The organism is Streptomyces hyderabadensis (assembly GCF_020404845.1).
Taxonomy (GTDB): Bacteria; Actinomycetota; Actinomycetes; order Streptomycetales; family Streptomycetaceae; genus Streptomyces; species Streptomyces hyderabadensis.
On sequence record NZ_JAIOJZ010000039.1, the window covers coordinates 51,267 to 74,058 of the forward strand.

Consider the following 22,792-nt stretch of genomic DNA (forward strand, 5'->3'; position numbering starts at 1 on the left):
CGGCGCGGGGTGGAGCAGCTCGGTAGCTCGCTGGGCTCATAACCCAGAGGTCGCAGGTTCAAATCCTGTCCCCGCTACTGAAGTCGTGAGCCAAGTGCGAGCGACCACGAAGGCCCGGATTCCACAAGGAATCCGGGCCTTCGTGATGTGCGAACGCATGTACCGGTGGACACGACGGCCGCGCCGCCAAGGGGAGTTGGGCAGTTCTGTGTTTGACTTGTCTCCCTGTGGGCATGTCGACAAAACGCTGAAGTGACCTCACTGACTGCGGTATACCGGATGTACCGAGGTTGCGGGTGGTGCGACGATGAACGTTATGGGGGACATGGCAAATCTGTTCGGGACGGGGCGTTTTGCGCAGCCGTCCGGTGAACTGTCGGGTCAGGAGGCCGCGGACGAGGCTCAGGAGGCCGCCGACCAGGCCGCCGAGGAAGTGCGCCTGCGGGTCGCCGTCGACGGTGGTGACGTCGAGGCGATGAGCGTGCTCGGCGCGATGCTGCTGCGCCGCGGCGACTTCGACGGAGCCGAGTCCCACCTGCGTGCCGCCACCGCGGCCGGCGACCGGGCCGCCGCCAACAACCTGGGCGTCCTGCTGCACCAGCGCGGGTACGCCGACGAGGCCGCCGGCTGGTGGCGCATCGCCGCCGTCGCCGGTTCCGCCGCCGCCGCGCACGCGCTGGGCCGGCACTTCCGCGAACGCGGGGACGAACCCGCCGCCGAGTACTGGCTGTGCCAGTCCGCGGAACAGGGCCACGTACTGGGCGCCTACGCGCTCGCCGACCTGCTGGAGCACCGCGGCGACGCCACCGGGTCCGAGCGGTGGATGCGGGCCGCGGCCGAGCGCGGGCACCGGGAAGCGGCGTACCGGCTGGCGCGGACGCTGGACCGGCGGGCCGGGCGGGACGGCGACGACAAGGCCGCCGCCCTCGCGGCCGACGAGGCCGAGCAGTGGTACCGGCAGGCCGCCGCGCGTGGCCACCGGCGGGGCGCGCTGCACCTGGGGACGATCCTGGAGAAGCGCGGGGAGCTGAAGGAGGCCGGCCGCTGGTACCTCACCTCCGCCAAGGACGGCGAGGCCCGCGCCGCCTGCGCGCTCGGCTTCCTGCTGCGGGACGCCGGGGACACCGAGAGCGCCGCCGTGTGGTGGCTGCGCGCCGCCCAGGACGGCGACGGCAACGCCGCCAACGCCCTGGGCGCACTGCACGCCGAGCGCGGCGAGCCGCAGACCGCGGAGCGCTGGTACCGGGCCGCGATGGACGCCGGTGACGACAACGGGGCGTACAACCTCGGACTGCTCTGCGCCGAGCAGGGCCGCACCACGCAGGCCGAGCAGTGGTACCGGCGGGCGGCCTACGCGGGGCACCGGGAGGCCTCGAACGCACTGGCCATCCTGCTGCTGCGCGCCGGGGACGAGAGCGGCGCCGAACCGTGGTTCTCCAAGGCCGCCGAGGCGGGCAGCGTCGACGCCGCCTTCAACCTCGGGATCCTGCACGCCGGGCGGAGCGAGGAGCGGACGGCGCTGCGCTGGTACGAGCGGGCCGCCGCGGCCGGGCACACCGAGGCGGCGCTCCAGGTCGGGATGGCGCGGCTGCGCGCCGGGGACGAGCGCGAGGCGGAGCGCTTCCTGCGCTGCGCGGCGGGGGGCGGCAGCGCGGAGGCCGCGTACCGGCTGGCGACGGTGCTGGACGCGCGCCGTCCACCGCCGCCCGCGCACGAGCTGGGCGAGCCGGCGCAGGAGAGGTCCGAGTGCGAGGAGTGGTACGAGCGGGCGGCCTCCCAGGGCCACCGGCGGGCCCAGGTGCGGGTCGGGATGCTCGCCGCGGCGCGGGGCGACGTGGTGGAGGCCGCGCGGTGGTACCGGGAGGCGGCCGAGGCCGGGTCGCGCAACGGCGCGTTCAATCTGGGGCTGCTGCTGGCGCGCGAGGGGAGCGAGCCGGAGGCCGTCGTGTGGTGGCGCCGGGCGGCCGACGCCGGGCACGGGCGGGCGGCGCTGCGGCTGGCGCTGGTCTTCGCGCGGCGGGGGGAGCTGGCGGAGGGGCAGCGCTGGGCGGACCTAGCGGTGTCGCTGGGGCCGGCGGAGGTGGGGGAGCGGGCGGCGCGGCTGCGGGACGCGTTGCGGCAGGAGCTGTCGGCGTGACGCTGCGCTGAGCTTGGGTGCCTGACGCTGCGCTGAGCTTGGGTGCCTTTTGAAGGTGCCGGCGCTTGCCGGGTGCCGCTGCGCCCACCCGTGCCGCCCCAGCGGCACGACTGCCCGCAGCTGCGGCGGCGCGGCTGCCCGCAGCTGCGGCGGCATACACCTAGGGCCGGAATCCTTTGGATTCCGGCCCTAAGTCTTCAGTAGCGGGGACAGGATTTGAACCTGCGACCTCTGGGTTATGAGCCCAGCGAGCTACCGAGCTGCTCCACCCCGCGTCGATGAATGGAACACTACGTCAATACGAAGACGAGAAGCAAATCCCGCTCACGCCGCCGCGCAGTTCGGGCAGGTGCCGCGGTACGTCACCTCGACGTCCGACACCGTGAAGCCGAAGCGCTCCGAGTCGGGGAGGTCGGCCAGCGGGTTGCCGGTCGGGTGGACGTCGCGGATGGCGCCGCACTGGGCACAGACCAGGTGGTGGTGCGGCCGGTGCGCGTTCGGGTCGTAGCGCTTGGCGCGCTTGTCCGTCGCGACCTCGAGCACCTCGCCGAGTGAGACCAGCTCGCCCAGCGTGTTGTAGACGGTCGCCCTGGAGATCTCGGGGAGCCTCGCCACGGCCCGGGAGTGCACCTCGTCGGCCGTCAGGTGGACGTGTTCGCCGTCGAGGACCTCGGCCACCACGCGCCGCTGCGCGGTCATGCGCCAACCGCGCCCGCGCAGCCGTTCCAGAAGGTCACTCATACGCATCAGCCTAACAGCAAGGGGGACCAGGTCCCGAACAGGTGTGACTTTGGAGTCCTGCTTGACTTAGACATTGTCTATTGTAGGATCGAGCATGGCATTAGCCAAGAGACAGAACGTGCAGGACTGCCAGGATTGGCACAGGAGGAGCTTGTGACTCAGGGACCGCTCACTACGGAGACAGGTGCTCCCGTAGCCGACAACCAGAACAGTGAGACCGCGGGCGTCGGCGGCCCCGTGCTCGTCCAGGACCAGCTCCTGCTGGAGAAGCTGGCCCACTTCAACCGGGAGCGCATCCCGGAGCGCGTCGTGCACGCCCGCGGCGCCGGCGCCTACGGCACCTTCACGGTCACCGCCGACGTCACCCCGTACACGCGTGCGGCCTTCCTCTCCGAGGTCGGCAAGGAGACGGAGACCTTCCTCCGCTTCTCCACCGTGGCCGGCAACCTGGGCGCGGCGGACGCCGTCCGGGACCCGCGCGGCTTCTCGCTGAAGTTCTACACCGAGGAGGGCAACTACGACCTCGTCGGCAACAACACCCCGGTGTTCTTCATCAAGGACGCCATCAAGTTCCCGGACTTCATCCACACCCAGAAGCGCGACCCCTACACGGGTTCGACCGAGATGGACAACGTCTGGGACTTCTGGAGCCTGTCGCCGGAGTCGACGCACCAGGTGACCTGGCTGTTCGGGGACCGCGGCATCCCGGCGTCGTACCGCCACATGGACGGCTTCGGCTCGCACACCTACCAGTGGAACAACGAGGCGGGCGAGGCCTTCTGGGTCAAGTACCACTTCAAGACCGACCAGGGCATCAAGAACCTCACCCAGGCCGAGGCCGACAAGCTCGCCGGTGAGGACCCCGACTCCCACCAGCGCGACCTGCGCGAGGCCATCGAGCGCGGCGACTTCCCGTCCTGGACCGTCGGCGTCCAGATCATGCCCGTGGCCGAGGCGGCGACGTACCGGTTCAACCCGTTCGACCTGACCAAGGTGTGGCCGCACGCGGACTACCCGATCGTCTGGTTCGGCAAGCTGGAGCTCAACCGCAACCCGGAGAACATCTTCGCCGAGGTCGAGCAGTCGATCTTCTCCCCGGCGCACTTCGTGCCCGGCATCGGCCCGTCGCCGGACAAGATGCTCCAGGGCCGCCTCTTCGCCTACGGCGACGCCCACCGCTACCGCGTCGGCATCAACGCCGACCAGCTGCCGGTGAACCGCCCGCACGCCACCGTGGCGCGCACCAACTCCCGTGACGGCCACCTGTACGACGGCCGGCACAAGGGCGCGAAGAACTACGAGCCGAACAGCTTCGGCGGTCCGTTCCAGACGGACCGGGCCCTGTGGCAGCCGGTCGCGGTCTCCGGCGTCACCGGCGAGAGCGCGGCGCCCTCGCACGCCGAGGACGACGACTTCGTCCAGGCGGGCAATCTCTACCGGTTGATGACGGAGGAGGAGAAGGGCCGCCTGGTCGACAACCTGGCGGGCGCCATCTCCAAGGTCTCGCGCGAGGACATCGTCGAGCGCGCGATCGACAACTTCCGTCGGGCCGACGGTGACTTCGGCAAGCGGCTGGAGGCCGCGGTCCAGGCCCTGCGCGGCTGACATCCAGCACTGGACCGCTTGCCGTAGCGGCGGGCCGGATCCCCGGGGACGGGGGTCCGGCCCGTTCGTCGTCGCGCCGGGGCCCCGTTGCGCGCCGCTCGGTCTGCTCGGGCGCGCTCAGGCGGTCACCACCGGCGCGTTGTGCGGAGCGCGCGCCGGTGCCCAGCGGCGGATGATGTCGCGCACCGAGACGATGCCGACGGGCTCGCCGCCGTCCAGGACGATGAGGTGGCGGAAGCCGCCGTGCGCCATCGCGCCCGCCGCCTCCTCCACGGTCCAGGTCGGGGCGGCGAAGACGACGTCGGTGGTGGTGTGGCCGTGGGCGCGCTCGGTGTCCGGGTCCTGGCCCCGGCCCACCGAGACGAGGACGTCGCGTTCGGTGAGGATGCCGATGCCGTCGGCGTCGGGGTCGTACACCACGGCCGCGCCGACGCGGCGGGCGGACATCAGGGCGGCGGCCTGGCGGAGTGTGTGGGCGGGACCGATGGTGAGGACGACCGTGCTCATGACTTCGCGGACGAGCATGGGTGGAGCCACCTCCTGCCGGTGAACCACGAGTTAGTTCATGGATTCACAAGTTCACAAGTGGGGGGACTCTCAGAGTGGCAGGTAAAGCACGGGTCAACAAGGGGGCGTGGAGGGGGAGTCGGCAGACGCTCAGTAGCGCTGGTTGAGAAACCCGAGCAGCTCGTCGTGGAGCCGGCCGTTCGACGCGGCCGCGTTGCCGCTGTGCGGGCCGGGGCGGCCGTCGAGGCCGGTGAAGGTGCCCCCGGCCTCCGTGACGATGATCGCGTTCGCGGCCATGTCCCAGAGGGAGAGTTCGGGTTCGGCGCAGATGTCCACCGAGCCCTCGGCGACCATCATGTACGGCCAGAAGTCGCCGTACGCGCGCGTGCGCCACACCGCGCGGGTCAGGTCCAGGAAGCCGTCCAGCCGGCCCTGCTCCTCCCAGCCGCTCAGCGAGGAGTACGCGAAGGAGGCGTCGGAGAGCGTGGAGACCTGGGAGACGTGGATCCGGGAGGCGGAGGTCAGACTGCGGCCCGTGAACGCGCCGTGGTCCTGGACCGCCCACCAGCGGCGGCCGAGGGCGGGCGCCGAGACCAGGCCGACGACCGGCTGGTAGCCGCCCTCCCTGGCCTCCATCAGCGCGATGAGGGTCGCCCAGACGGGGACGCCGCGGACGTAGTTCTTGGTGCCGTCGATCGGGTCGACCACCCAGCGGCGCGGGCCGGTGCCCGCCGCGCCGAACTCCTCGCCGTGCACCGAGTCGCGGGGGCGGGCGCGGGCGAGGTGACCGCGGATGAGCTCCTCGGCGGCCTTGTCCGCCTCGCTCACCGGGGTCATGTCCGGCTTCGTCTCGACCTTCAGGTCGAGTGCCTTGAAGCGGTCCATCGTCGCGGCGTCGGCGGCGTCGGCGAGAACGTGGGCGAGGCGGAGGTCGTCGAGGTAATCGGGCATGGCGTCACGCTATCTGTCGCGGGCGGGGCGGGGCCACCAGGGGTTTGGCGGGCGTGGCGGGCAACGGCACGGCGGCGGGAGGCGGCGCGGGGACCCTTGACAGTGCCCCCATACCCGTCAAATCTGGCAGCAAGTCGCTCGGCCGAGGGAGGCGAGGGTGCCTGCAGCCCGGGAGTCCCTGCTCGATGCCGCTTACACGGCGCTGGCGCGCCGGCCCTGGTCCGCCGTGCGGATGGTGGACGTGGCGGCGTCCGCCGGGGTGTCCCGGCAGACCCTCTACAACGAGTTCGGCAGCAAGGACGGCCTCGCCCGGGCCCTCGTGCGACGGGAGGCCGACGGCTACCTCGCCGGGGTGGAACGGGCGCTTGCCGGGGCCAGCGACCCGCGCGAGCGACTCACCGCCACCGCCGAGTGGGTGATGTCGGCGGCCCATGACAACGCGCTGGTCCGGGCCATGATCACGGGCTGCTGGAGCGAGCGGCTGCCCGCGCCGGCGCTGACGGCGGTGCCCTCGTCCTCCGCGGTGCCGGCCCAACGGCGGGCGGACGGGCCGCTGCCCTCGCCCGGCGACTTCGTGGGCCTCGTGCGCGACCGTGCCGTGGTCGTCCTGGGCGGCGCCGGTCCGCTCCCGCCGCCGGACGCCGCCGAACTGGCCCGCTCCTGCGAACTGGCCGTACGGATCGCCCTCTCCTGCGTCGCCGCGCCGCCCTCCGAGGGCGGGGTGGCGGACCTCCTGCGCACCGTGCTGCCGCGCCGGTTGACGGTGTAGCGACCGGGCGGGGCCGGGGCGGGGCCGCGGGCGTCCCTGGCGGCGGCCTAGTGCGCCGAGCCGGACAGCTGCAGCCCGATCACGCCGATGATGACCAGGCTGATCGAGACGATCTTCAGGGTCGAGACCAGGTCGCCGAGGAAGACCATGCCGTAGATGGCGGTGCCCGCCGCGCCGATGCCGGTCCACACCGCGTACGCGGGGCCGACGTCGAGCTTCTTCAGGGACATCGTCAGCAGGCCGAAACTGCCCAGCGCGAAGGCGCAGAAGGCGATGGTGGGCCAGAGCCGGGTGAAGCCGTGCGACAGCTTCAGACAGACGGCGAAGCCGGTTTCGAGCACTCCGGCCACTATGACCAGCAGCCACGCCATGTCTTGTCCTCCCGTGGTCCCCTACCGCGACCGCTGCGTCGATGTCGACGGAGGCTACGTCCGACCACACCCTCGTCCGACCACGCCTCGTCCGGCTTTGCTCTTACTTGGTTCCGGCTTGGTGCGATTATGCACTTACCGGTTGCACGGCACGGCAAACAACGCGGGGGTCAGTCCCCTTCCTTGCGTTCCCGCGTCGACAGCAGTCGGCGCAGCGAGTACAGCCGGGCCGGGTCGGCGTGTCCCTCGGCGACCCAGGCGTCCAGCGCGCAGTCGGGCTCGTCGTGGCTGCAGGCCCGCGGACAGCCCTCAGTGCCGGGCACCAGGTCGGGGAAGGCGTTGATCACCCGGGACGGGTCGATGTGCGCCAGCCCGAACGACCGTACGCCCGGGGTGTCGACGACCCAGCCGCCCTCCGCGGAGGACAGCGGCAGGGCGAGGGCGGAGGTCGTGGTGTGCCGGCCGCGACCCGTCACCGCGTTCACATGCCCCGTCACCCGGCGGCGGTCCTCCGGCACCAGGGTGTTGACCAGGGTCGTCTTGCCGACGCCGGAGTGGCCGACGAAAGCCGTGATCCTCCCGTCCAGGTGCTCGCGCACCAGGTCCGCGGCGGCGCCGTTCTCCAGCCCCTCCCGGCTGGTCACGACGTACGGGATGTCCAACGCGCCGTACAGCTCAAGGAGTTCGTCCGGCGGTGCCAGGTCCGACTTGGTCATCACCAGCAGCGGTGTGAGGCCGCCGTCGAACGCCGCGACCAGGCAGCGGTCGATGAGGCGCGGGCGCGGCTCGGGGTCGGCGAGGGCGGTGACGATGGCGAGCTGGTCGGCGTTGGCGACGACCACCCGCTCGTAGGGGTCGTCGTCGTCCGCCGTGCGGCGCAGTACGGAGGCGCGCTCCTCGATGCGGACGATCCGCGCGAGGGTGTCCTTCCTGCCGGACAGGTCGCCGACGAGGGCCACCCGGTCGCCGACGACCGCCGCCTTGCGGCCCAGCTCACGGGCCTTCATCGCCATGACGACGCGGTCCTCGACCAGGCAGGTCAGCCGGCCGCGGTCCACCGTGAGAACCAGGCCGGGCGCGGCGTCCTCGTGCTTGGGCCGGATGTGGGTGCGCGGCCGGTTGCCCTTGCGGTTCGGGCGGGTGCGGATGTCGTCCTCGTCGGTGTGCTTGCCGTAGCGGCGCATGGCGAACCGTCCCTACGCCCCGAGCATCCCGGTCCACAGGTCGGGGAAGTCGGGCAGGGTCTTGCCGGTCGTCGCCACGTTCTCGATGCGTACGCCCTCGACCGCGAGGCCGATGACGGCGCCGGCGGTGGCCATGCGGTGGTCCTCGTAGGTGTGGAAGTCGCCGCCGTGCAGCGGGCGGGGGCGGATGTGCAGGCCGTCGGCGGTCTCGGTGACGTCACCGCCCAGCTCGTTGATCTCCTTGGTGAGCGCCGCCAGCCGGTCCGTCTCGTGCAGCCGCAGATGGGCGACGCCGCGCAGGGTCGAGGGGGAGTCCGCGAGGGCGGCGACGGCCGCGATGCCCGGGGTCAGCTCGCCGACCTCGCCGAGGTCCACGTCGATGCCGTGGACGGCGCCCGATCCGGTGAAGACGAGACCGTAGTCGGTCAGTTCGCAGGAACCGCCCATTTCGGTGAAGATCTCGCGCAGCCGGTCACCGGGCTGGGTGGTGCGGGACGGCCAGTCGGGGATCACCACCTTGCCGCCGGTCACCAGCGCCGCCGCCAGGAACGGCTGGGCGTTTGACAGGTCCGGCTCGATCGTCAGGTCCCGGCCGAGCAGCGCACCCGGCGTGACCCGCCAGACGTTCGGCTCGCCGCCGGACTCGGGGGTGTCGACCTGGGCGCCGACCGAGCGCAGCATGTCGACCGTCATGCGGATGTGCGGCATGGAGGGCAGCGCGGAACCGGTGTGGCGCACCTCGACGCCCTGGTTGAAGCGCGGGGCGGAGAGCAGCAGGGCGCTGACGAACTGGGAGGAGGTGGACGCGTCGATCTCGACCGGCCCGCCCTCCAGGGCACCGCCGCCGTGCACGGTCATCGGCAGCGCGCCCCGCGCGTCGTCGTCGATCCGGGCGCCCAGGGCGCGCAGCGCGTCGATCACGCCGTCCAGCGGACGCTCGTACGACCGCGGGTCGCCGTCGAAGCGGACGGTGCCGTCGGCCAGCGTGGCGACCGGCGGGAGGAAGCGCATGACCGTCCCGGCGTTGCCGACGTCGACCGTGGCCGGGCCGCGCAGACCGGCCGGGATGACCCGCCAGAACTCGCCGGTGCCCTCGGGACCGACGCCCTCCTCGATCTCGACGCCCATCGCGCGCAGGGCCTGGGCCATCAGCACGGTGTCGCGGGAGCGCAGCGGGCGGCGCAGCCAGCCGGGCTCGGAGGCGAGGGCGGCCAGCACCAGGGCGCGGTTGGTGACCGACTTCGACCCGGGCACGTGGACGGTCGCGTCGACGGCTCCGCTCGCGTGCGGGGCGGGCCAGAGGGCGGTGTGCGCGGGATTCACGGTCATGGGCCCCACTTTAATGGCTGGGGGCGATCGGAGATCATGATCAAAAGCGGCGGAACCTGACTGAAAGTGCACCGGTGCACGTGCCGCGCATATATGCGGGCGTCGCGCTCTCTCCGCTGTCCCGCTGGCCCGCTGTCCTGGCGTCGCGGGCTACTCCGCGGCTCACAGCTCCAGCAGCCAGCGCCCGCCACCGATCAGCGAGCACAGCGACACCGCGTGGAACAGGAAGAACCACACCCCCGCCGGCGCGTGCGTCAGCCGCGCCAGCTGGTCGGCGTCCGAGTCCCCGGCGCCGCCCCGCGACCGCTTGGCCTGCAGCTCGAAGGCCGGGCGCACCCCGCCGAGCAGCAGGAACCACACAGCCGCGTACGCGAACGCCGCCTGCACCTGCGGCCCGGCCAGCCAGGACACCAGGACGAACGTGCCGCCGGTGACCAGCACCGTCAGCACCCCGTAGGCGTTGCGGACCATCACCAGCAGGGCCACCAGCAGCGCCGTCGCCAGCCACAGCAGCAGCGTGATGCGCCCCGCCGCCAGCAGCGCGGCGCCGCCGAGGCCGAGCAGCGGCGGTGCGGTGTAACCGGCGACCGCGGTCAGGATCATGCCGACACCGTGCGGCTTGCCCCGGCTCACGGTCAGGCCGCTGGTGTCCGAGTGCAGGGTGATCCCGGTCAGGGTGCGCCCGGTCAGCAGGGCCACCAGCCCGTGACCGCCCTCGTGGGCGATGGTGATCGCGTTGCGCGCTATCCGCCACGACCCGCGCGTCACGACGACGGCGAGCGCGGCCACCAGGGTCGCGACCACCACCCACAGGTCGGGGTCGGGCTGGGTGCCGGAGACCTCGTCCCAGAGAGAGGTGACGGAGGCCGTTGCGAGGTGGTCCATGTCGGGCGGGGGCTCCTCATGAGAACGCGGGGTCTGGCAGTGTGGCACGTATGTGCGGACGGTATGCGGCGAGTCGTCGACCCGAGGATCTCGCGGGAATCTTTGAGATCGAGAAGTGGGAACCCGAGGAGAGCCTCGAGCCCGACTACAACGTGGCCCCCACCAAGGAGGTCTACGCCGTCCTGGACCGTCCCCTGAAAGACGTCGAGGACCCGAAGCCGGTTCGCCAGCTGCGGAAGCTGAAGTGGGGCCTCGTCCCCTCCTGGTCCAAGACGCCCGAGGGCGGCGCCCGGATGATCAACGCGCGCGCGGAGACCGTCCACGAGAAGCCCTCCTACCGCCGCGCCTTCAGCACCCGGCGCTGCATCCTGCCCGCCGACGGCTACTACGAGTGGGTCACCGGCAGGCAGGAGCGGGACCTGGAGGTCGAAGGGCGCAAGAAGCGGCCCCGCAAGCAGCCGTACTTCGTCACCCCCGCCGACGGCTCCGTCTTCGCCATGGCCGGGCTCTACGAGTTCTGGCGGGACCGGACGCTCCCCGACGACCACCCCCAGGCCTGGTGGGTGACGTGCTCGGTGATCACCACCGAGGCCGAGACCGCGCCGCTCGCCGTGGCCCCGGCCGACGGCCCGCACGCCCTGGCCGACATCCACCCCCGGATGCCCCTGATGCTCACGCCGGACCGCTGGGACGACTGGCTCGACCCGGCGCGCACCGACCCCGACGAGCTGACCTCCCTGCTGGCGCCCCCGCCCGCCGGGCTGATGCGGGCCTTCCCCGTCTCGACGGCCGTGAGCAACGTCCGCAACAACGGTCCCGAGCTGCTCAAGGAGCTGGAGGCACCGGAAGAGGGCACACTCTTCTGACGTGACGGATGTGACAGAGGTTGTGACAGAGGCGGTCGAGACGGACGCGGGCCCCGCCCGCATCACCTGGCACCGGGCGGAGCGGCCCCGGCTCGTCCTCGCCGTGAGCCACGGTGCCGGCGGCGGCATCGAGGCGCGCGACCTGAAGGCACTGGCGGCCGCACTGCCCGGGCACGGGGTGAGCGTGGCCCTCGTCGAGCAGCCCTGGCGGGTGGCCGGCAAGAAGCTGGCGCCCGCGCCGAAGACCCTGGACACCGGCTGGCGGGGCGTCTGGCCCGCGCTCGCCGCGCCCGGCCTGCCGGTGATCTCGGGCGGCCGCAGCGCCGGCGCCCGGGTCGCCTGCCGTACCGCCGCCGGACTGGGCGCCCGTGCCGTCCTCGCCCTCAGCTTCCCGCTGCACCCGCCGGGCAAGCCGGAGAAGTCCCGCGCCGACGAGCTGCTCGGGACCGGGGTGCCCACCCTCGTCGTCCAGGGCGGCAACGATCCCTTCGGCAGGCCGGCGGAGTTCCCGGCGGCGCCCGCGGGAACCTACGACCTGATCGAGGTGCCGCACGGCGACCACGGCTTCGCCGTGCCCAAGCGCGCGAACATCGGCCAGGAGCAGGCGCTCGAACTGATCACCGGCGGTGTCGCCCAGTGGGTCGGGTCACTCGCCTGAACGCCCGGGAATGACCGGCGGGCGGTCACTGTTGTGCGGTGCGTACGTTGCTGAGAATCAGCACCGACGCCGTAGGAGAGGAAGTCCGCCGCATGGGTTCGACCTTCTGCCCTCGTCGCAGCAGCGGCCGCACCGACCTGGACTGGACGGTGCTGCACGCGGCGAAGACCGCCCCTATTCGGGCGGCGGGCGGACCGGATCGTCGTCTATCCTCCGATTCGAGTGAGACCGGCCTCGGTTTCACGACGTCACTGGAGGAGGTGGGTCCGGTCACTGGGACCGACGCAGGGACCGAACACGGCCAGGCGGAGCAGCCCGAGGGCCGGGGTACGGGCGCGGAGTCGACCGCGGAGCGCAGCGCGCGCTTCGAGCGGGACGCGCTGGAGTTCCTCGACCAGATGTACTCGGCCGCGCTGCGCATGACGCGTAATCCGGCCGACGCCGAGGACCTGGTGCAGGAGACCTACGCCAAGGCGTACGCGTCCTTCCACCAGTTCCGCGAGGGCACCAACCTCAAGGCGTGGCTGTACCGCATCCTCACCAACACCTTCATCAACTCGTACCGCAAGAAGCAGCGCGAACCCCAGCGCAGCGCGGCCGAGGAGATCGAGGACTGGCAGCTCGCGCGTGCCGAGTCGCACATGTCGACCGGTCTGCGCTCCGCGGAGTCGCAGGCGCTCGACCACCTGCCCGACTCGGACGTGAAGCAGGCGCTCCAGGCGATCCCCGAGGAATTCCGTATCGCCGTGTATTTGGCGGACGTCGAGGGCTTTGCCTACAAGGAGATCGCGGACATCATGGGGACACCCATCGGTACGGTGATGTCCCGGCTGCACCGTGGACGCCGTCAGCTGCGCGGCATGCTGGAGGACTACGCCCGCGATCGCGGCCTGGTCCCCGCCGGCGCCGGAGAGTCGAACGAAGCGAAAGGCTCGGGGTCATGAGCTGCGGAGAGCCGCACGAGACGGATTGCAGCGAAATCCTCGATCATCTCTACGAGTTTCTCGACAAAGAGATGCCGGACTCGGACTGCGTGAAGTTCGAGCACCACTTCGAGGAGTGCTCGCCCTGCCTGGAGAAGTACGGGCTGGAGCAGGCCGTGAAGAAGCTGGTCAAGCGGTGCTGCGGACAGGACGACGTGCCGGGTGACCTGCGCGCCAAGGTCATGGGCCGGCTGGACCTGATCCGGTCCGGGCAGTCCGTGCCCGACCACGACGTGACGGCCGCGCCGTCGGCCCCGCAGGAGTCCTGATCCGCTCCTGCGGCGCCCCGAGCCGTTCCTGAGCGTCCCGAACGCTCAGAAGTCACTCGTACGTGCTAATCCGCGGGTTATCTGCCCGCGGCCCCTCTCCACCGTCCTAGGCTCCGGAGCCTGACCGACGTGGCCGGGGAGGGGCTCATGGACGCGGTACCGGCGCGGGCACGTGTGTACGTGGCCGGCGTCGCCCTCGCCGCCCTGCTCTGCCTGCGGCCGCTGCCGTCGGTGCGCGCGCCCTGGTGGGCGGTGCTGCTGCTCGCCGGACTGTACGCGGGCTCGGAACTGGTCGCGCGGTCCCGCTTCGTCGGGACCTGCTACCCCGTCCTGCTCGCCGGCGCCTTCCTGCTGCCGCCGCCCGCGGCCGCGCTCGTGGCCCTGCCGGGGGCCCTGCTGTCGCCGGTGCCGCGACGCCCCTTCGGGCTGCGGCGCCTGTGGCGGGCCGCCCAGCTGACCCTCGCCGTGTGGGCCGCCGCCTGGGTCCACTGGCAGCTCGGCGGGCGGGACGCGGTGGTCGAACCGGCCTTCCCGTACGCCCTCGTGCCGGCCGGCGCCGCCGTGCTCGCCTTCTGCCTGGTGCTCACGGTGCTGGACGGCGGCATCCTCACCCTCGCCGACCACGTGCCGCCGGGCCGGGCCTGGCGGGGGCTGTTCTCCCGGTCGCTGGCGCCGATCGCCGTGCACGGGCTCGCCGGGCTGATGATGGCGGTCCTGTGGCGCAGCCCGTACGGTCCGGTGGCCGCGCTGCTCGTCCTGCTGCCGATGTGCGTGGCGTGGTGGGCCTTCGCCCAGTACCACCGCGAGCGGGCCGCACACCAGGCGACCATCCGCGCCCTGGTGCAGGCCGTCGACATCAAGGACGGCTACACGCGCGGCCACAGCGAACGCGTCGGCCAGGCCTCCATGATGATCGCCCGCGAGCTGGGCATGGACGACGAGCGCGTCGAGACCCTGCGCTTCGCCGGCATCCTGCACGACGTGGGCAAGCTCGGCGTGCCCACCCGGCTGCTGCGCAAGGACGGGCCGCTGACGCCCGAGGAGCGCCGGGTGATCGAACTGCACCCCGAGTACGGTCACGAGATGGTGCGCGGCATCCGCTTCCTGGGGGAGGCCCGCGCCGCCGTCCTGCACCACCACGAACGGCTGGACGGCAGCGGCTATCCCTACGGGCTGGCCGGCGACCGGATCCCCGAGTCGGCCCGGGTGGTGGCCGTCGCCGACGCCTTCGACGCGATGACGTCCACCCGCTCCTACAGCAGGGCCCGCCCCGTCGCGGCGGCCCTCCAGGAGCTGCAGCGGTGCGCCGGGGGACAGTTCGACCCGCGGATGGTGCGGGCGCTGGTGCACGCCCTGGAGCGGCACGGCTGGCGCCCCTCGGTGACGGCGGACGGCACCCCCGCACCCGGCGCCGCCCCGCCCCCGGGCCGGGGCGAGGACGCCCGGGACAGCGTCGGCAGGGGCGCGCCATGACGTCCCCGCCGCCTGCCCAGTCCCCGCCTGCCCAGTCCCCGTCGTCGGTGGCCCCGCTCCTCGTGCCCGGCTGTGCCGGGGTCCTGGCCCTCGGCTGTCTCGCCTCCGTGCTGGCGTCGGGCCCCGTGCAGCGGCCCGTCGCGCTGGCCTTCGGCGGCCTGGTCGTCCTCGGCGAGCTGACCCGGCGCACCGGCGCCGAGGCCCGGGAGGCCGCACCGCTGGGAGCCGCGGGGGCGCTGGCGTACGCGCTGCTCGGCGATGTCGCCGGGCGGCCCGCGCAGCACGGTGTCGCCCAGACCGTCACCGTCGTGCTCGCCGCCTCGCTGCTCGGCAGCGTGCCCTACGTCGCCCGCGGCAGCGGGCCCGTCCTCGACCACCTGGCCCGGCGGGTGCTCACCGTCGGCTTCGCCGCCGTGTGCTTCCGGCCGCTGTCCCAGCAGGGCGCCTTCGACCACTGGAGCGGTCCGGCCGACGCGCTGCTGCTGCTCGCGCTGCTCGCCCTGACCACGCTGTGCGACGCCGTGCTCGCCGCGGCTCCCGCCCACGCGCGCACCGGGTGGCCCTTCGGACCGCTGCTGCGCGAGGAACTGCGCGGCATGGTCGGGATCACCTCGGCGGTGTGCGCGACCGGCGCGGTGATGGCGCTCGCGGTGAGCGTCGCGGGACTGTGGGCGCTGCCCGTCTTCTGCGTGCCGCTGCTGCTCGCCCAGCTGTCCTACCGCCGGTACGCCGCCGTCCGGGCCACCTACCGGCAGACCATCGCCTCCCTGGCCCGTGCCACCGAGATCGCCGGGTACACCCCGGCCGGGCACGCCCGTCGCGTCGCCGGGCTCGGGGTGGCCGTCGGGCGGGACCTGGGGCTGTCCGGGGCGGAGCTGACCGTGCTGGAGTACGCGGCCCTGATGCACGACATCGGCCAGCTCAGCCTGGTCGACCCGGTCCCGGCGGGAGCCACCGCGGGGCTGCCCGTCACCGAACAGCGGCGGATCGCGCTGCTCGGCGGGGCCGTGGTGCGCCAGACCGGCGTCGACGCGGCGGTCGCGGTGGTGGTCGAGCGGCAGGCCGACCCCTGCCGGGAGCAGCCGGTCGCCGCGCGGATCGTGCGCGTCGTGAACGCCTACGAGGAGAAGGCGCGGGACGCGGGTCCCGGCGGCGGCCTGACGGCGCTGGAGGAGCTGCGCCTGGCCGCCGCGGGCGACTACGCTCCCGAGGTGGTGGAAGCACTGGCCCGGGTCCTTTCCCGGGGCAGCCTTACCGGGCCCGCGGCTGGGTAACCCATGGGTAATGAGCGCCTCCGCAGCCGTACGTGGTTTGATGCCCGGGAGAGGGTGTCCGGGGGCGCGAAAGGCACAGCCAGCCCACTGAACGGAACTGGCAGGCGGGAATCGTGAGGATCTTCGGCAAGGCACGGCACCGGCCCTCCGCCTCCTGGCGGCAGGCCACCGACCGCGCGTTCACGCTGATCGGCGACGGTCGTTACGAGGACGCGGGGGCGCTGCTGACCCGGGCGGCCGACCTGGAGCCCTGGCTGTCGGAGTCCTGGTTCAACCTGGCCCTGCTGCACAAGTTCCGGCACGACTGGGAGCAGGCCAGGGCGGCCGGCCTCAGGGCCGTCGCGCTGCTCGACCGGGACACCGGCGCGCCCGACTGGTGGAACGTCGGCATCGCCGCCACCGCCCTGCAGGACTGGCCGCTGGCCCGCCGGGCCTGGCAGGCCTACGGGCTGCGCACCCCCGGCGACGCCACGGACGCCGGCGAGCCGCTCGGCATGGACCTCGGCAGCGCGGCCGTACGGCTGTCCCCGGAGGGCGAGGCCGAGGTGGTGTGGGGGCGGCGGCTCGATCCCGCCCGCGTCGAGGTGCTGTCCATCCCGCTGCCGTCCTCCGGGCGGCGCTGGGGCGAGGTCGTCCTGCACGACGGCGTGCCGCACGGGGAGCGGACGACCAGCGCCGGGCACTCCTACCCGGTCTTCGACGAGATCGAGCTGTGGGCGCCCTCGCCCGTGCCCACCTGGGTGGTCCTCCTGGAGGCGGCCACCGAGGCCGACCGGGACGCCCTGGAGCAGCTGGCCGCCGACGCCGGGTTCGCCGCCGAGGACTGGTCCTCGTCGGTGCGGCTGCTGTGCCGGATGTGCTCGGAGTCCCGGATGCCGTCCGACGAGGGCGAGGGCGAGCACCTCGACCCGCACGACCACAGCGAACCCGGACACCCCGGGCCGCTGGGGCACCGCACCGACGGGCAGCTGTGGGTGCCGGAGCGGGAGTGCGGGGTGGCTGCGCCGGCTGGGCTGGTGAAGGGGTTGCTGGACGGGTGGGTGGCGGACAGTCCGGACTCGCGTGACTGGCGGGACCTGGAAGAGGTCTGCTGAGCGGCCCCGTAGTCTTTGTCAGGACACTCCAGCAGTAGTAGGCATCACCCTTGGTTGTACGAGGAAGGCATACGTCGGTCATGGCCCAGCAGGACACCGATCAGCAGCACCCGGGCGTGCTCCCCGTGGACGACGAGGGATTCGTCGTCGACACCCAGGACTGCGAGGAGCGTGAGGCCGACTGGCGCGGGCGCGGCACCTCGCGCCCGATCACGGTGGTCGGGAACCCGGTGCTGCACAAGGAGTGCGCGGACGTCACCGACTTCGGCGAGGAGTTCCAGCAGCTGGTGGCCGACATGTTCGCCAGCCAGCGCACCGCCGAGGGCGTGGGCCTGGCCGCCAACCAGATCGGCGTCTCGAAGAAGGTCTTCGTCTACGACTGCCCCGACGACGAGGGCGTCCGTCACGTCGGCGTGGTCTGCAACCCCAAGCTCGTCGAACTGCCGGCCGACCGCCGCCGCCTGGACGACAGCAACGAGGGCTGCCTGTCCGTGCCGACCGCCTACGCGCCGCTCGCCCGCCCCGACTACGCCGAGGTGACCGGGCAGGACGAGAAGGGCAACCCGGTCAAGGTGCGCGGCACCGGGTACTTCGCACGGTGTTTGCAGCACGAGACGGATCACCTGTACGGGTACCTGTACATCGACCGGCTCTCCAAGCGCGAACGCAAGGACGCGCTGCGGCAGATGGCCGAGAACGAGCCGCGCTACCCCGTGGTCGCGAACGGCTGACACCGTCTCACCCGTCACACATCTCCCTTGCGCACGGCGCCCGTTCGGGTCTTCCCCGAGCGGGCGTCGTGCGTCTGTGTGTGTCTGTGTTCGTCCGTGGAAAGCCGCCACACAACAGGAGAATTCCGGCATCGCGGGGTAGTGAATGGAGCAAATCCGTTCCCAGAACGGTCAGTTGTGGTGCTGAATGGGAAGTGCGGGGATACGCAACGGCGCACGCCCCGCTCAGCGAGAGGAGTGCGCCACCGGCGGCTGAGAGGGGTTTGTTCGTGCATGCTTTCCCACACGGCACCACAGCGACACCGACCGCGATCGCAGTACCGCCATCGCTCCGCCTCCCGGTGATCGAGGCGGCATTTCCCCGGCAACTGCATCCGTATTGGCCCAGGCTCCAGGAGGCCACCCGCGGCTGGCTGCTCGAAAAGCGGCTCATGCCGGCGGACAAGGTCGAGGAATATGCCGACGGCCTGTGCTACACGGACCTCATGGCGGGGTACTACCTGGGCGCCCCCGACGAGGTCATGCAGGCGATAGCGGACTACAGCGCGTGGTTCTTCGTCTGGGACGACCGGCACGACCGTGACATCGTGCACGGCCGCCCCGGCGCCTGGCGGCGACTGCGTGGCCGACTGCACACGGCACTCGACGCACCCGGGGACCACCTGCACCACGAGGACACCCTGGTGGCCGGGTTCGCCGACAGCGTGCGGCGGCTCTACGCCTTCCTGCCGGGCACCTGGAACGCCCGGTTCGCCCGGCACTTCCACGCGGTGATCGAGGCGTACGACCGCGAATTCCACAACCGCACGCGCGGAATCGTGCCCGGCGTGGCGGAGTACCTCCAGCTGCGCCGGCTCACCTTCGCGCACTGGATCTGGACCGACCTGCTGGAGCCGAGTTCGGGCTGCGAACTCCCGGACGCGGTACGAAAACACCCGGCATATCGCCGGGCGGCACTGTTGAGTCAGGAATTCGCCGCCTGGTACAACGACCTCTGCTCACTGCCCAAGGAAATAGCGGGAGACGAGGTCCACAATCTCGGTATCAGTCTCATCACCCATCATTCGCTCACGCTGGAAGAAGCCATCGAAGAAGTCAGGCGACGCGTCGAGGAATGCATCACCGAATTCATCGCCGTGGAGCAGGACGCCTTACAGTTCGCCGACGAACTGGCCGACGGAACCGTACGCGGAAAGGAACTGAGCGGCGCCGTACGGGCCAACGTCGGCAATATGCGGAACTGGTTCAGTTCCGTCTACTGGTTCCACCACGAGTCCGGCCGGTACATGGTCGACAGCTGGGACGACCGGTCCACGCCCCCGTACGTCAACAACGAAGCGGCAGGTGAGAAATGACCGTCGAGTCCGTCAACCCCGAAACCCGCTCGCAGGAGGCACCGCCGGCTCCGGAGCTGCGCGTGCCGCCCGTCGCGGGCGGCGGCGTACCGCTGCTCGGCCACGGCTGGCGGCTGGCCCGCGACCCGCTGGCCTTCATGTCCCAGCTGCGCGACCACGGCGACATCGTGCGCATCAAGCTAGGCCCCAAGACCGTCTACGCGGTCACCAACCCCGAGCTGACCGGCGCCCTCGCCCTGAACCCCGACTACCACATAGCGGGTCCGCTGTGGGAGTCGCTGGAGGGCCTGCTCGGCAAGGAGGGGGTGGCGACCGCCAACGGCCCGCTCCACCGCCGCCAGCGGCGCACCATCCAGCCCGCCTTCCGGCTCGACGCCATCCCCGCCTACGGACCGATCATGGAGGAGGAGGCGCACGCGCTCACCGAGCGCTGGCGGCCCGGGCAGACCGTCGACGCCACCTCGGAGTCCTTCCGGGTCGCCGTGCGCGTCGCGGCCCGCTGCCTGCTGCGCGGGCAGTACATGGACGAGCGGGCCGAGCGGCTGTGCGTCGCGCTCGCCACCGTCTTCCGGGGCATGTACCGCCGCATGGTGGTCCCGCTCGGACCGCTGTACCGGCTGCCGCTTCCGGCCAACCGCCGATTCAACAACGCGTTGGCCGATCTGCATCTGCTGGTCGACGAGATCATCGCCGAGCGCCGCGCATCCGGTCAAAAGCCGGACGATTTGCTCACGGCATTGCTGGAGGCGAAGGACGACAATGGGGACCCGATCGGGGAACAGGAGATCCACGACCAGGTGGTCGCGATACTCACCCCCGGCAGTGAAACCATCGCGTCCACGATCATGTGGTTGCTCCAGGCACTTGCCGACCATCCGGAACATGCCGACCGCATACGCGACGAAGTCCAGGCGGTCACCGGCGGACGTCCCGTGGCATTCGAAGACGTCCGCAGCCTCAGGCACACCGGCAATGTCATCGTGGAGGCCATGCGTTTGCGCCCCGCTGTATGGGTATTGACGCGGCGCGCGGTGGCCGAGAGCGAACTCGGTGGCTATCGCATTCCGGCCGGTGCGGACATCATCTACAGTCCGTACGCAATCCAACGCGATCCGAAGTCGTACGACGACAACCTGGAGTTCGACCCCGACCGGTGGCTCCCGGAACGCGCGAAGAATGTGCCGAAATACGCCATGAAGCCGTTCAGTGCGGGCAAGCGGAAGTGCCCCAGCGACCACTTCTCGATGGCACAGCTCACGCTGATCACGGCCGCGCTCGCCACGAAGTACCGCTTCGAGCAGGTGGCGGGGTCGAACGACGCGGTCCGGGTCGGCATCACCCTGCGCCCGCACGATCTGCTGGTCAGGCCCGTGGCGCGGTGACGAACCCGAGGGTTCAGGCGGCGGCCTCGGGGCCCCGGAAGGTGCGCCGGTAGGCGTGCGGGGTGGTCCCCAGGGCCCTGGTGAACTGGTGCCTCAGGGCCGCCGCTGTGCCGAAACCGGCGCGCCAGGCGATGGTGTCCATCGTCTCGTCCGTCGCCTCCAGCAGCCGCTGGGCCAGCAGCACGCGCTGGCGCAGGATCCAGCGGTAGGGGGTCGTCCCCGTCTCCTGCTGGAAGCGGCGGGCGAAGGTGCGCGGGGACATGTGCGCCCGGGCCGCCAGCTGCTCGACGGTCACCTCCTCGTCGAGGTGCTGCTCCATCCAGGCCAGCACCTCGCCGACGGTGTCACAGGAGGAGCGCGGCAGCGGCCGCTCGATGTACTGCGCCTGCCCGCCGTCCCGGTGCGGCGGCACCACCATGCGCCGGGCGATCCGGTTGGCGACCTCGGGACCCTGCTCCTTGCGCACGATGTGCAGGCAGGCGTCGATGCCGGCGGCGGTCCCGGCGGAGGTGATCACCGGGTCCTCGTCGACGTAGAGCACGTCCGGCTCGACCCGGGCCCGCGGGTACTGCCGGGCCAGCTCGGCCGCGTGGTGCCAGTGCACCGCGCACCGCCGTCCGTCCAGCAGACCGGCGGCGGCCAGCACGAAGACGCCGGAGCACACGCTCAGCACGCGGGTGCCCCGGTCGGTCGCCGTACGCAGGGCCGCCAGCAGCTCGGGCGGGTACTCCCGGCGGACGAAGTCGCTGCCGGCCGGCACCGCGATCAGGTCGGCCTCCTCAAGCCGCTCCAGACCGTACGGCGTCGAGACGGTCAGCCCGCCGACGTGGGTGCCCAGCGTGGGGCCCTCGGCGGAGACCACCGCGAAGTCGTACCCCGGCAGGCCCTCGTCGCTCCGGTCGATGCCGAAGACCTCGCAGATCACGCCGAGTTCGAAGGGGTGTGCACCGTCCAGCAGGACGGCGGCCACGTTCCGCAACATGCCGCCAGTGTGCCTCGTCGGTGGCAGGAAATCGAGGTCTTACGGCAGTCCTGCCACTGCCGGTAAGGAGTATCCGGCACGACAGTGGTGTCATGACCGGAAACCAGATAGAAGGCCTCGTCGGAATGCTCGCGACCTTCGGACTCCTCGTCCTCATGGTCCTCCCCTCGGTGATCGGCATCGTGCGCGAGCGGCGCATCGACCGTCAGATCAGGGAGGCCCAGGAGGCGAGGGGCCGGGGAGAGGAGAAGCAGCCTCAGAAGTCCTCGTCCAGGTCGACGGTGCCCTCCACCGCCACCTGGTACGCCGAGGGACGCCGCTCGAAGAAGTTGGTCAACTCCTGAACGCCCTGCAGCTCCATGAAGGAGAAGGGGTTCTCGGAGCCGTACACCGGGGCGAAGCCGAGCCGCGTCAGGCGCTGATCGGCGACGCACTCCAGGTACTGCCGCATCGAGTCGGTGTTCATGCCCGGGAGGCCGTCACCGCACAGGTCGCGCGCGAACTGCAGCTCGGCCTCGACGGCCTCCCTCAGCATGTCGGTGACCTGCTGCCGGAGCGCGTCGTCGAACAGCTCCGGCTCCTCCTTGCGCACCGTGTCGACGACGTCGAAGGCGAAGGACATGTGCATGGTCTCGTCCCGGAACACCCAGTTGGTGCCGGTGGCCAGGCCGTGCAGCAGGCCGCGGCTGCGGAACCAGTAGACGTAGGCGAAGGCGCCGTAGAAGAACAGGCCCTCGATGCACGCCGCGAAGCAGATCAGGTTCAGCAGGAAGCGGCGCCGGTCGGCCTGGGTCTCCAGCCGGTCGATCGACTCGACCGAGTCCATCCACTTGAAGCAGAACTCGGCCTTCTCCCGGATGGACGGGATGTTCTCCACGGCCGCGAAGGCGGCGGCGCGGTCGTCCGGGTCGGGCAGGTAGGTGTCGAGGAGGGTCAGGTAGAACTGGACGTGGACGGCCTCCTCGAAGAGCTGGCGGGACAGGTACAGCCGCGCCTCGGGGGAGTTGATGTGCTTGTAGAGGGTCAGCACCAGGTTGTTGGCGACGATCGAGTCACCGGTGGCGAAGAAGGCCACCAGCCGGCCGATCAGGTGCTGTTCCTCGGGGCTGAGCCTGGCCAGGTCGGCGACGTCCGAGTGGAGGTCGACCTCCTCGACGTGCCAGGTGTTCTTGATGGCGTCCCGGTAGCGCTCGTAGAAGTCGGGGTAGCGCATGGGGCGCAGGGTCAGCTCGAAGCCCGGGTCGAG

The 22,792-nt window shown here is 71.7% G+C and carries 23 protein-coding genes and 2 tRNA genes; 15 read left to right on the plus strand and 10 right to left on the minus strand.

Annotated elements, in window-relative coordinates:
• The first annotated feature begins 3 nt into the window (after positions 1-3).
• Positions 4-77 (plus strand) — tRNA-Met (locus tag K7854_RS26255).
• A gap of 230 nt (positions 78-307) precedes the next feature.
• Positions 308-2,137, plus strand: coding sequence for a tetratricopeptide repeat protein (locus K7854_RS26260; RefSeq protein WP_226029007.1), 1,830 nt, complete (start codon positions 308-310; stop codon positions 2,135-2,137).
• 201 nt (positions 2,138-2,338) lie between these two features.
• Here the strand turns inward: K7854_RS26260 and K7854_RS26265 are convergent.
• Both K7854_RS26265 and K7854_RS26270 read right to left on the minus strand, forming a co-directional pair.
• Positions 2,339-2,412, minus strand: a tRNA-Met gene (locus K7854_RS26265).
• A 49-nt stretch (positions 2,413-2,461) separates the two neighbouring features.
• Positions 2,462-2,878, minus strand: coding sequence for a Fur family transcriptional regulator (locus K7854_RS26270; protein ID WP_226029008.1), 417 nt, complete (start codon positions 2,876-2,878; stop codon positions 2,462-2,464).
• 153 nt (positions 2,879-3,031) lie between these two features.
• Here K7854_RS26270 and K7854_RS26275 point away from each other — a divergent pair, with 153 nt between their 5' ends.
• Positions 3,032-4,483, plus strand: a complete 1,452-nt coding sequence (locus K7854_RS26275) for a catalase (protein WP_226029009.1) — start codon at positions 3,032-3,034, stop codon at positions 4,481-4,483.
• 117 nt (positions 4,484-4,600) lie between these two features.
• Here the strand turns inward: K7854_RS26275 and K7854_RS26280 are convergent, their stop codons facing one another.
• Both K7854_RS26280 and hisN read right to left on the minus strand, forming a co-directional pair.
• Complete coding sequence (locus tag K7854_RS26280) at positions 4,601-5,008, minus strand: CBS domain-containing protein (protein WP_226029010.1); 408 nt, start codon at positions 5,006-5,008, stop codon at positions 4,601-4,603.
• A gap of 132 nt (positions 5,009-5,140) precedes the next feature.
• The gene (gene hisN / locus K7854_RS26285; RefSeq protein WP_226029011.1) at positions 5,141-5,941 is read right to left on the minus strand and encodes a histidinol-phosphatase; all 801 of its coding nucleotides are present in this window, start codon (positions 5,939-5,941) and stop codon (positions 5,141-5,143) included.
• A gap of 157 nt (positions 5,942-6,098) precedes the next feature.
• Between hisN and K7854_RS26290 the strand changes: the two genes are divergently transcribed.
• Positions 6,099-6,710, plus strand: coding sequence for a TetR/AcrR family transcriptional regulator (locus K7854_RS26290; protein ID WP_226029012.1), 612 nt, complete (start codon positions 6,099-6,101; stop codon positions 6,708-6,710).
• A 47-nt stretch (positions 6,711-6,757) separates the two neighbouring features.
• Here the strand turns inward: K7854_RS26290 and K7854_RS26295 are convergent, their stop codons facing one another.
• From K7854_RS26295 to K7854_RS26310, 4 genes are all read right to left on the minus strand, one after another.
• Positions 6,758-7,081, minus strand: a complete 324-nt coding sequence (locus tag K7854_RS26295) for a DMT family transporter (protein ID WP_030400671.1) — start codon at positions 7,079-7,081, stop codon at positions 6,758-6,760.
• 170 nt (positions 7,082-7,251) lie between these two features.
• On the minus strand, positions 7,252-8,265 hold the full coding sequence (rsgA, locus tag K7854_RS26300; RefSeq protein WP_226029013.1) for a ribosome small subunit-dependent GTPase A: 1,014 nt from the start codon (positions 8,263-8,265) through the stop codon (positions 7,252-7,254).
• Positions 8,266-8,277: 12 nt separating this feature from the next.
• Positions 8,278-9,594 (minus strand): 3-phosphoshikimate 1-carboxyvinyltransferase, encoded by a 1,317-nt coding sequence (gene aroA, locus K7854_RS26305; RefSeq protein WP_226029014.1) that lies wholly within the window; start codon positions 9,592-9,594, stop codon positions 8,278-8,280.
• 162 nt (positions 9,595-9,756) lie between these two features.
• Positions 9,757-10,479: a M50 family metallopeptidase gene (locus K7854_RS26310; RefSeq protein ID WP_226029015.1), complete on the minus strand. Its 723-nt coding sequence runs from the start codon at positions 10,477-10,479 to the stop codon at positions 9,757-9,759.
• A gap of 50 nt (positions 10,480-10,529) precedes the next feature.
• Here K7854_RS26310 and K7854_RS26315 point away from each other — a divergent pair, with 50 nt between their 5' ends.
• The 10 genes from K7854_RS26315 (at position 10,530) to K7854_RS26360 (ending at position 20,564) form a co-directional block, all read left to right on the plus strand.
• On the plus strand, positions 10,530-11,345 hold the full coding sequence (locus tag K7854_RS26315; protein WP_226029016.1) for an SOS response-associated peptidase: 816 nt from the start codon (positions 10,530-10,532) through the stop codon (positions 11,343-11,345).
• Between the two features lie 22 nt (positions 11,346-11,367).
• Positions 11,368-12,003 (plus strand): alpha/beta hydrolase family protein, encoded by a 636-nt coding sequence (locus K7854_RS26320; protein WP_226029026.1) that lies wholly within the window; start codon positions 11,368-11,370, stop codon positions 12,001-12,003.
• A gap of 260 nt (positions 12,004-12,263) precedes the next feature.
• Positions 12,264-12,947 (plus strand): RNA polymerase sigma factor SigR, encoded by a 684-nt coding sequence (gene sigR, locus K7854_RS26325; RefSeq protein ID WP_003973756.1) that lies wholly within the window; start codon positions 12,264-12,266, stop codon positions 12,945-12,947.
• The gene (gene rsrA / locus K7854_RS26330) at positions 12,944-13,255 is read left to right on the plus strand and encodes a mycothiol system anti-sigma-R factor (RefSeq protein ID WP_216720545.1); all 312 of its coding nucleotides are present in this window, start codon (positions 12,944-12,946) and stop codon (positions 13,253-13,255) included. Before sigR ends, rsrA begins: the two co-directional genes overlap by 4 nt.
• 147 nt (positions 13,256-13,402) lie before the next feature.
• Positions 13,403-14,728 (plus strand): HD-GYP domain-containing protein, encoded by a 1,326-nt coding sequence (locus tag K7854_RS26335; protein ID WP_226029017.1) that lies wholly within the window; start codon positions 13,403-13,405, stop codon positions 14,726-14,728.
• Positions 14,725-16,002 (plus strand): HD-GYP domain-containing protein, encoded by a 1,278-nt coding sequence (locus K7854_RS26340; RefSeq protein ID WP_226029018.1) that lies wholly within the window; start codon positions 14,725-14,727, stop codon positions 16,000-16,002. The genes K7854_RS26335 and K7854_RS26340 overlap by 4 nt, the downstream gene beginning before the upstream one ends.
• A gap of 113 nt (positions 16,003-16,115) precedes the next feature.
• On the plus strand, positions 16,116-17,096 hold the full coding sequence (locus tag K7854_RS26345; RefSeq protein ID WP_059300660.1) for a tetratricopeptide repeat protein: 981 nt from the start codon (positions 16,116-16,118) through the stop codon (positions 17,094-17,096).
• An 80-nt stretch (positions 17,097-17,176) separates the two neighbouring features.
• Positions 17,177-17,827, plus strand: coding sequence for a peptide deformylase (def, locus tag K7854_RS26350; RefSeq protein ID WP_226029019.1), 651 nt, complete (start codon positions 17,177-17,179; stop codon positions 17,825-17,827).
• 269 nt (positions 17,828-18,096) lie between these two features.
• Positions 18,097-19,182: an epi-isozizaene synthase gene (gene cyc1, locus K7854_RS26355; RefSeq protein WP_226029020.1), complete on the plus strand. Its 1,086-nt coding sequence runs from the start codon at positions 18,097-18,099 to the stop codon at positions 19,180-19,182.
• Positions 19,179-20,564, plus strand: a complete 1,386-nt coding sequence (locus tag K7854_RS26360; protein WP_226029021.1) for a bifunctional albaflavenone monooxygenase/terpene synthase — start codon at positions 19,179-19,181, stop codon at positions 20,562-20,564. The genes cyc1 and K7854_RS26360 overlap by 4 nt, the downstream gene beginning before the upstream one ends.
• A gap of 13 nt (positions 20,565-20,577) precedes the next feature.
• On the opposite strand, the gene K7854_RS26365 is transcribed toward K7854_RS26360, so the two are convergent.
• Positions 20,578-21,546 carry a GlxA family transcriptional regulator gene (locus K7854_RS26365; RefSeq protein WP_226029022.1) on the minus strand — a complete coding sequence of 323 codons (969 nt, stop codon included), beginning with the start codon at positions 21,544-21,546 and terminating at the stop codon, positions 20,578-20,580.
• 92 nt (positions 21,547-21,638) lie between these two features.
• Between K7854_RS26365 and K7854_RS26370 the strand changes: the two genes are divergently transcribed.
• Positions 21,639-21,890 (plus strand): hypothetical protein, encoded by a 252-nt coding sequence (locus K7854_RS26370; RefSeq protein ID WP_226029023.1) that lies wholly within the window; start codon positions 21,639-21,641, stop codon positions 21,888-21,890.
• Here the strand turns inward: K7854_RS26370 and K7854_RS26375 are convergent.
• A partial coding sequence (locus tag K7854_RS26375) for a ribonucleotide-diphosphate reductase subunit beta (RefSeq protein ID WP_226029024.1) occupies positions 21,803-22,792 on the minus strand: 990 nt, incomplete at its 5' end. The two genes, K7854_RS26370 and K7854_RS26375, sit on opposite strands and share 88 nt — an antisense overlap.

Bases quoted from the DNA above. Each gene is read 5' to 3' on its own strand.
- def (WP_226029019.1), top strand. From the start codon at position 17,177: ATGGCCCAGCAGGACACCGATCAGCAGCACCCGGGCGTGCTCCCCGTG.
- rsgA (WP_226029013.1), bottom strand. From the start codon at position 8,265: ATGCGCCGCTACGGCAAGCACACCGACGAGGACGACATCCGCACCCGC.
- K7854_RS26295 (WP_030400671.1), bottom strand. From the start codon at position 7,081: ATGGCGTGGCTGCTGGTCATAGTGGCCGGAGTGCTCGAAACCGGCTTC.
- K7854_RS26280 (WP_226029010.1), bottom strand. From the start codon at position 5,008: ATGCTCGTCCGCGAAGTCATGAGCACGGTCGTCCTCACCATCGGTCCC.
- K7854_RS26310 (WP_226029015.1), bottom strand. From the start codon at position 10,479: ATGGACCACCTCGCAACGGCCTCCGTCACCTCTCTCTGGGACGAGGTC.
- K7854_RS26340 (WP_226029018.1), top strand. From the start codon at position 14,725: ATGACGTCCCCGCCGCCTGCCCAGTCCCCGCCTGCCCAGTCCCCGTCG.
- K7854_RS26315 (WP_226029016.1), top strand. From the start codon at position 10,530: ATGTGCGGACGGTATGCGGCGAGTCGTCGACCCGAGGATCTCGCGGGA.
- hisN (WP_226029011.1), bottom strand. From the start codon at position 5,941: ATGCCCGATTACCTCGACGACCTCCGCCTCGCCCACGTTCTCGCCGAC.
- K7854_RS26270 (WP_226029008.1), bottom strand. From the start codon at position 2,878: ATGAGTGACCTTCTGGAACGGCTGCGCGGGCGCGGTTGGCGCATGACC.
- K7854_RS26365 (WP_226029022.1), bottom strand. From the start codon at position 21,546: ATGTTGCGGAACGTGGCCGCCGTCCTGCTGGACGGTGCACACCCCTTC.
- aroA (WP_226029014.1), bottom strand. From the start codon at position 9,594: ATGACCGTGAATCCCGCGCACACCGCCCTCTGGCCCGCCCCGCACGCG.
- rsrA (WP_216720545.1), top strand. From the start codon at position 12,944: ATGAGCTGCGGAGAGCCGCACGAGACGGATTGCAGCGAAATCCTCGAT.
- K7854_RS26360 (WP_226029021.1), top strand. From the start codon at position 19,179: ATGACCGTCGAGTCCGTCAACCCCGAAACCCGCTCGCAGGAGGCACCG.
- K7854_RS26335 (WP_226029017.1), top strand. From the start codon at position 13,403: ATGGACGCGGTACCGGCGCGGGCACGTGTGTACGTGGCCGGCGTCGCC.
- K7854_RS26260 (WP_226029007.1), top strand. From the start codon at position 308: ATGAACGTTATGGGGGACATGGCAAATCTGTTCGGGACGGGGCGTTTT.
- K7854_RS26370 (WP_226029023.1), top strand. From the start codon at position 21,639: ATGACCGGAAACCAGATAGAAGGCCTCGTCGGAATGCTCGCGACCTTC.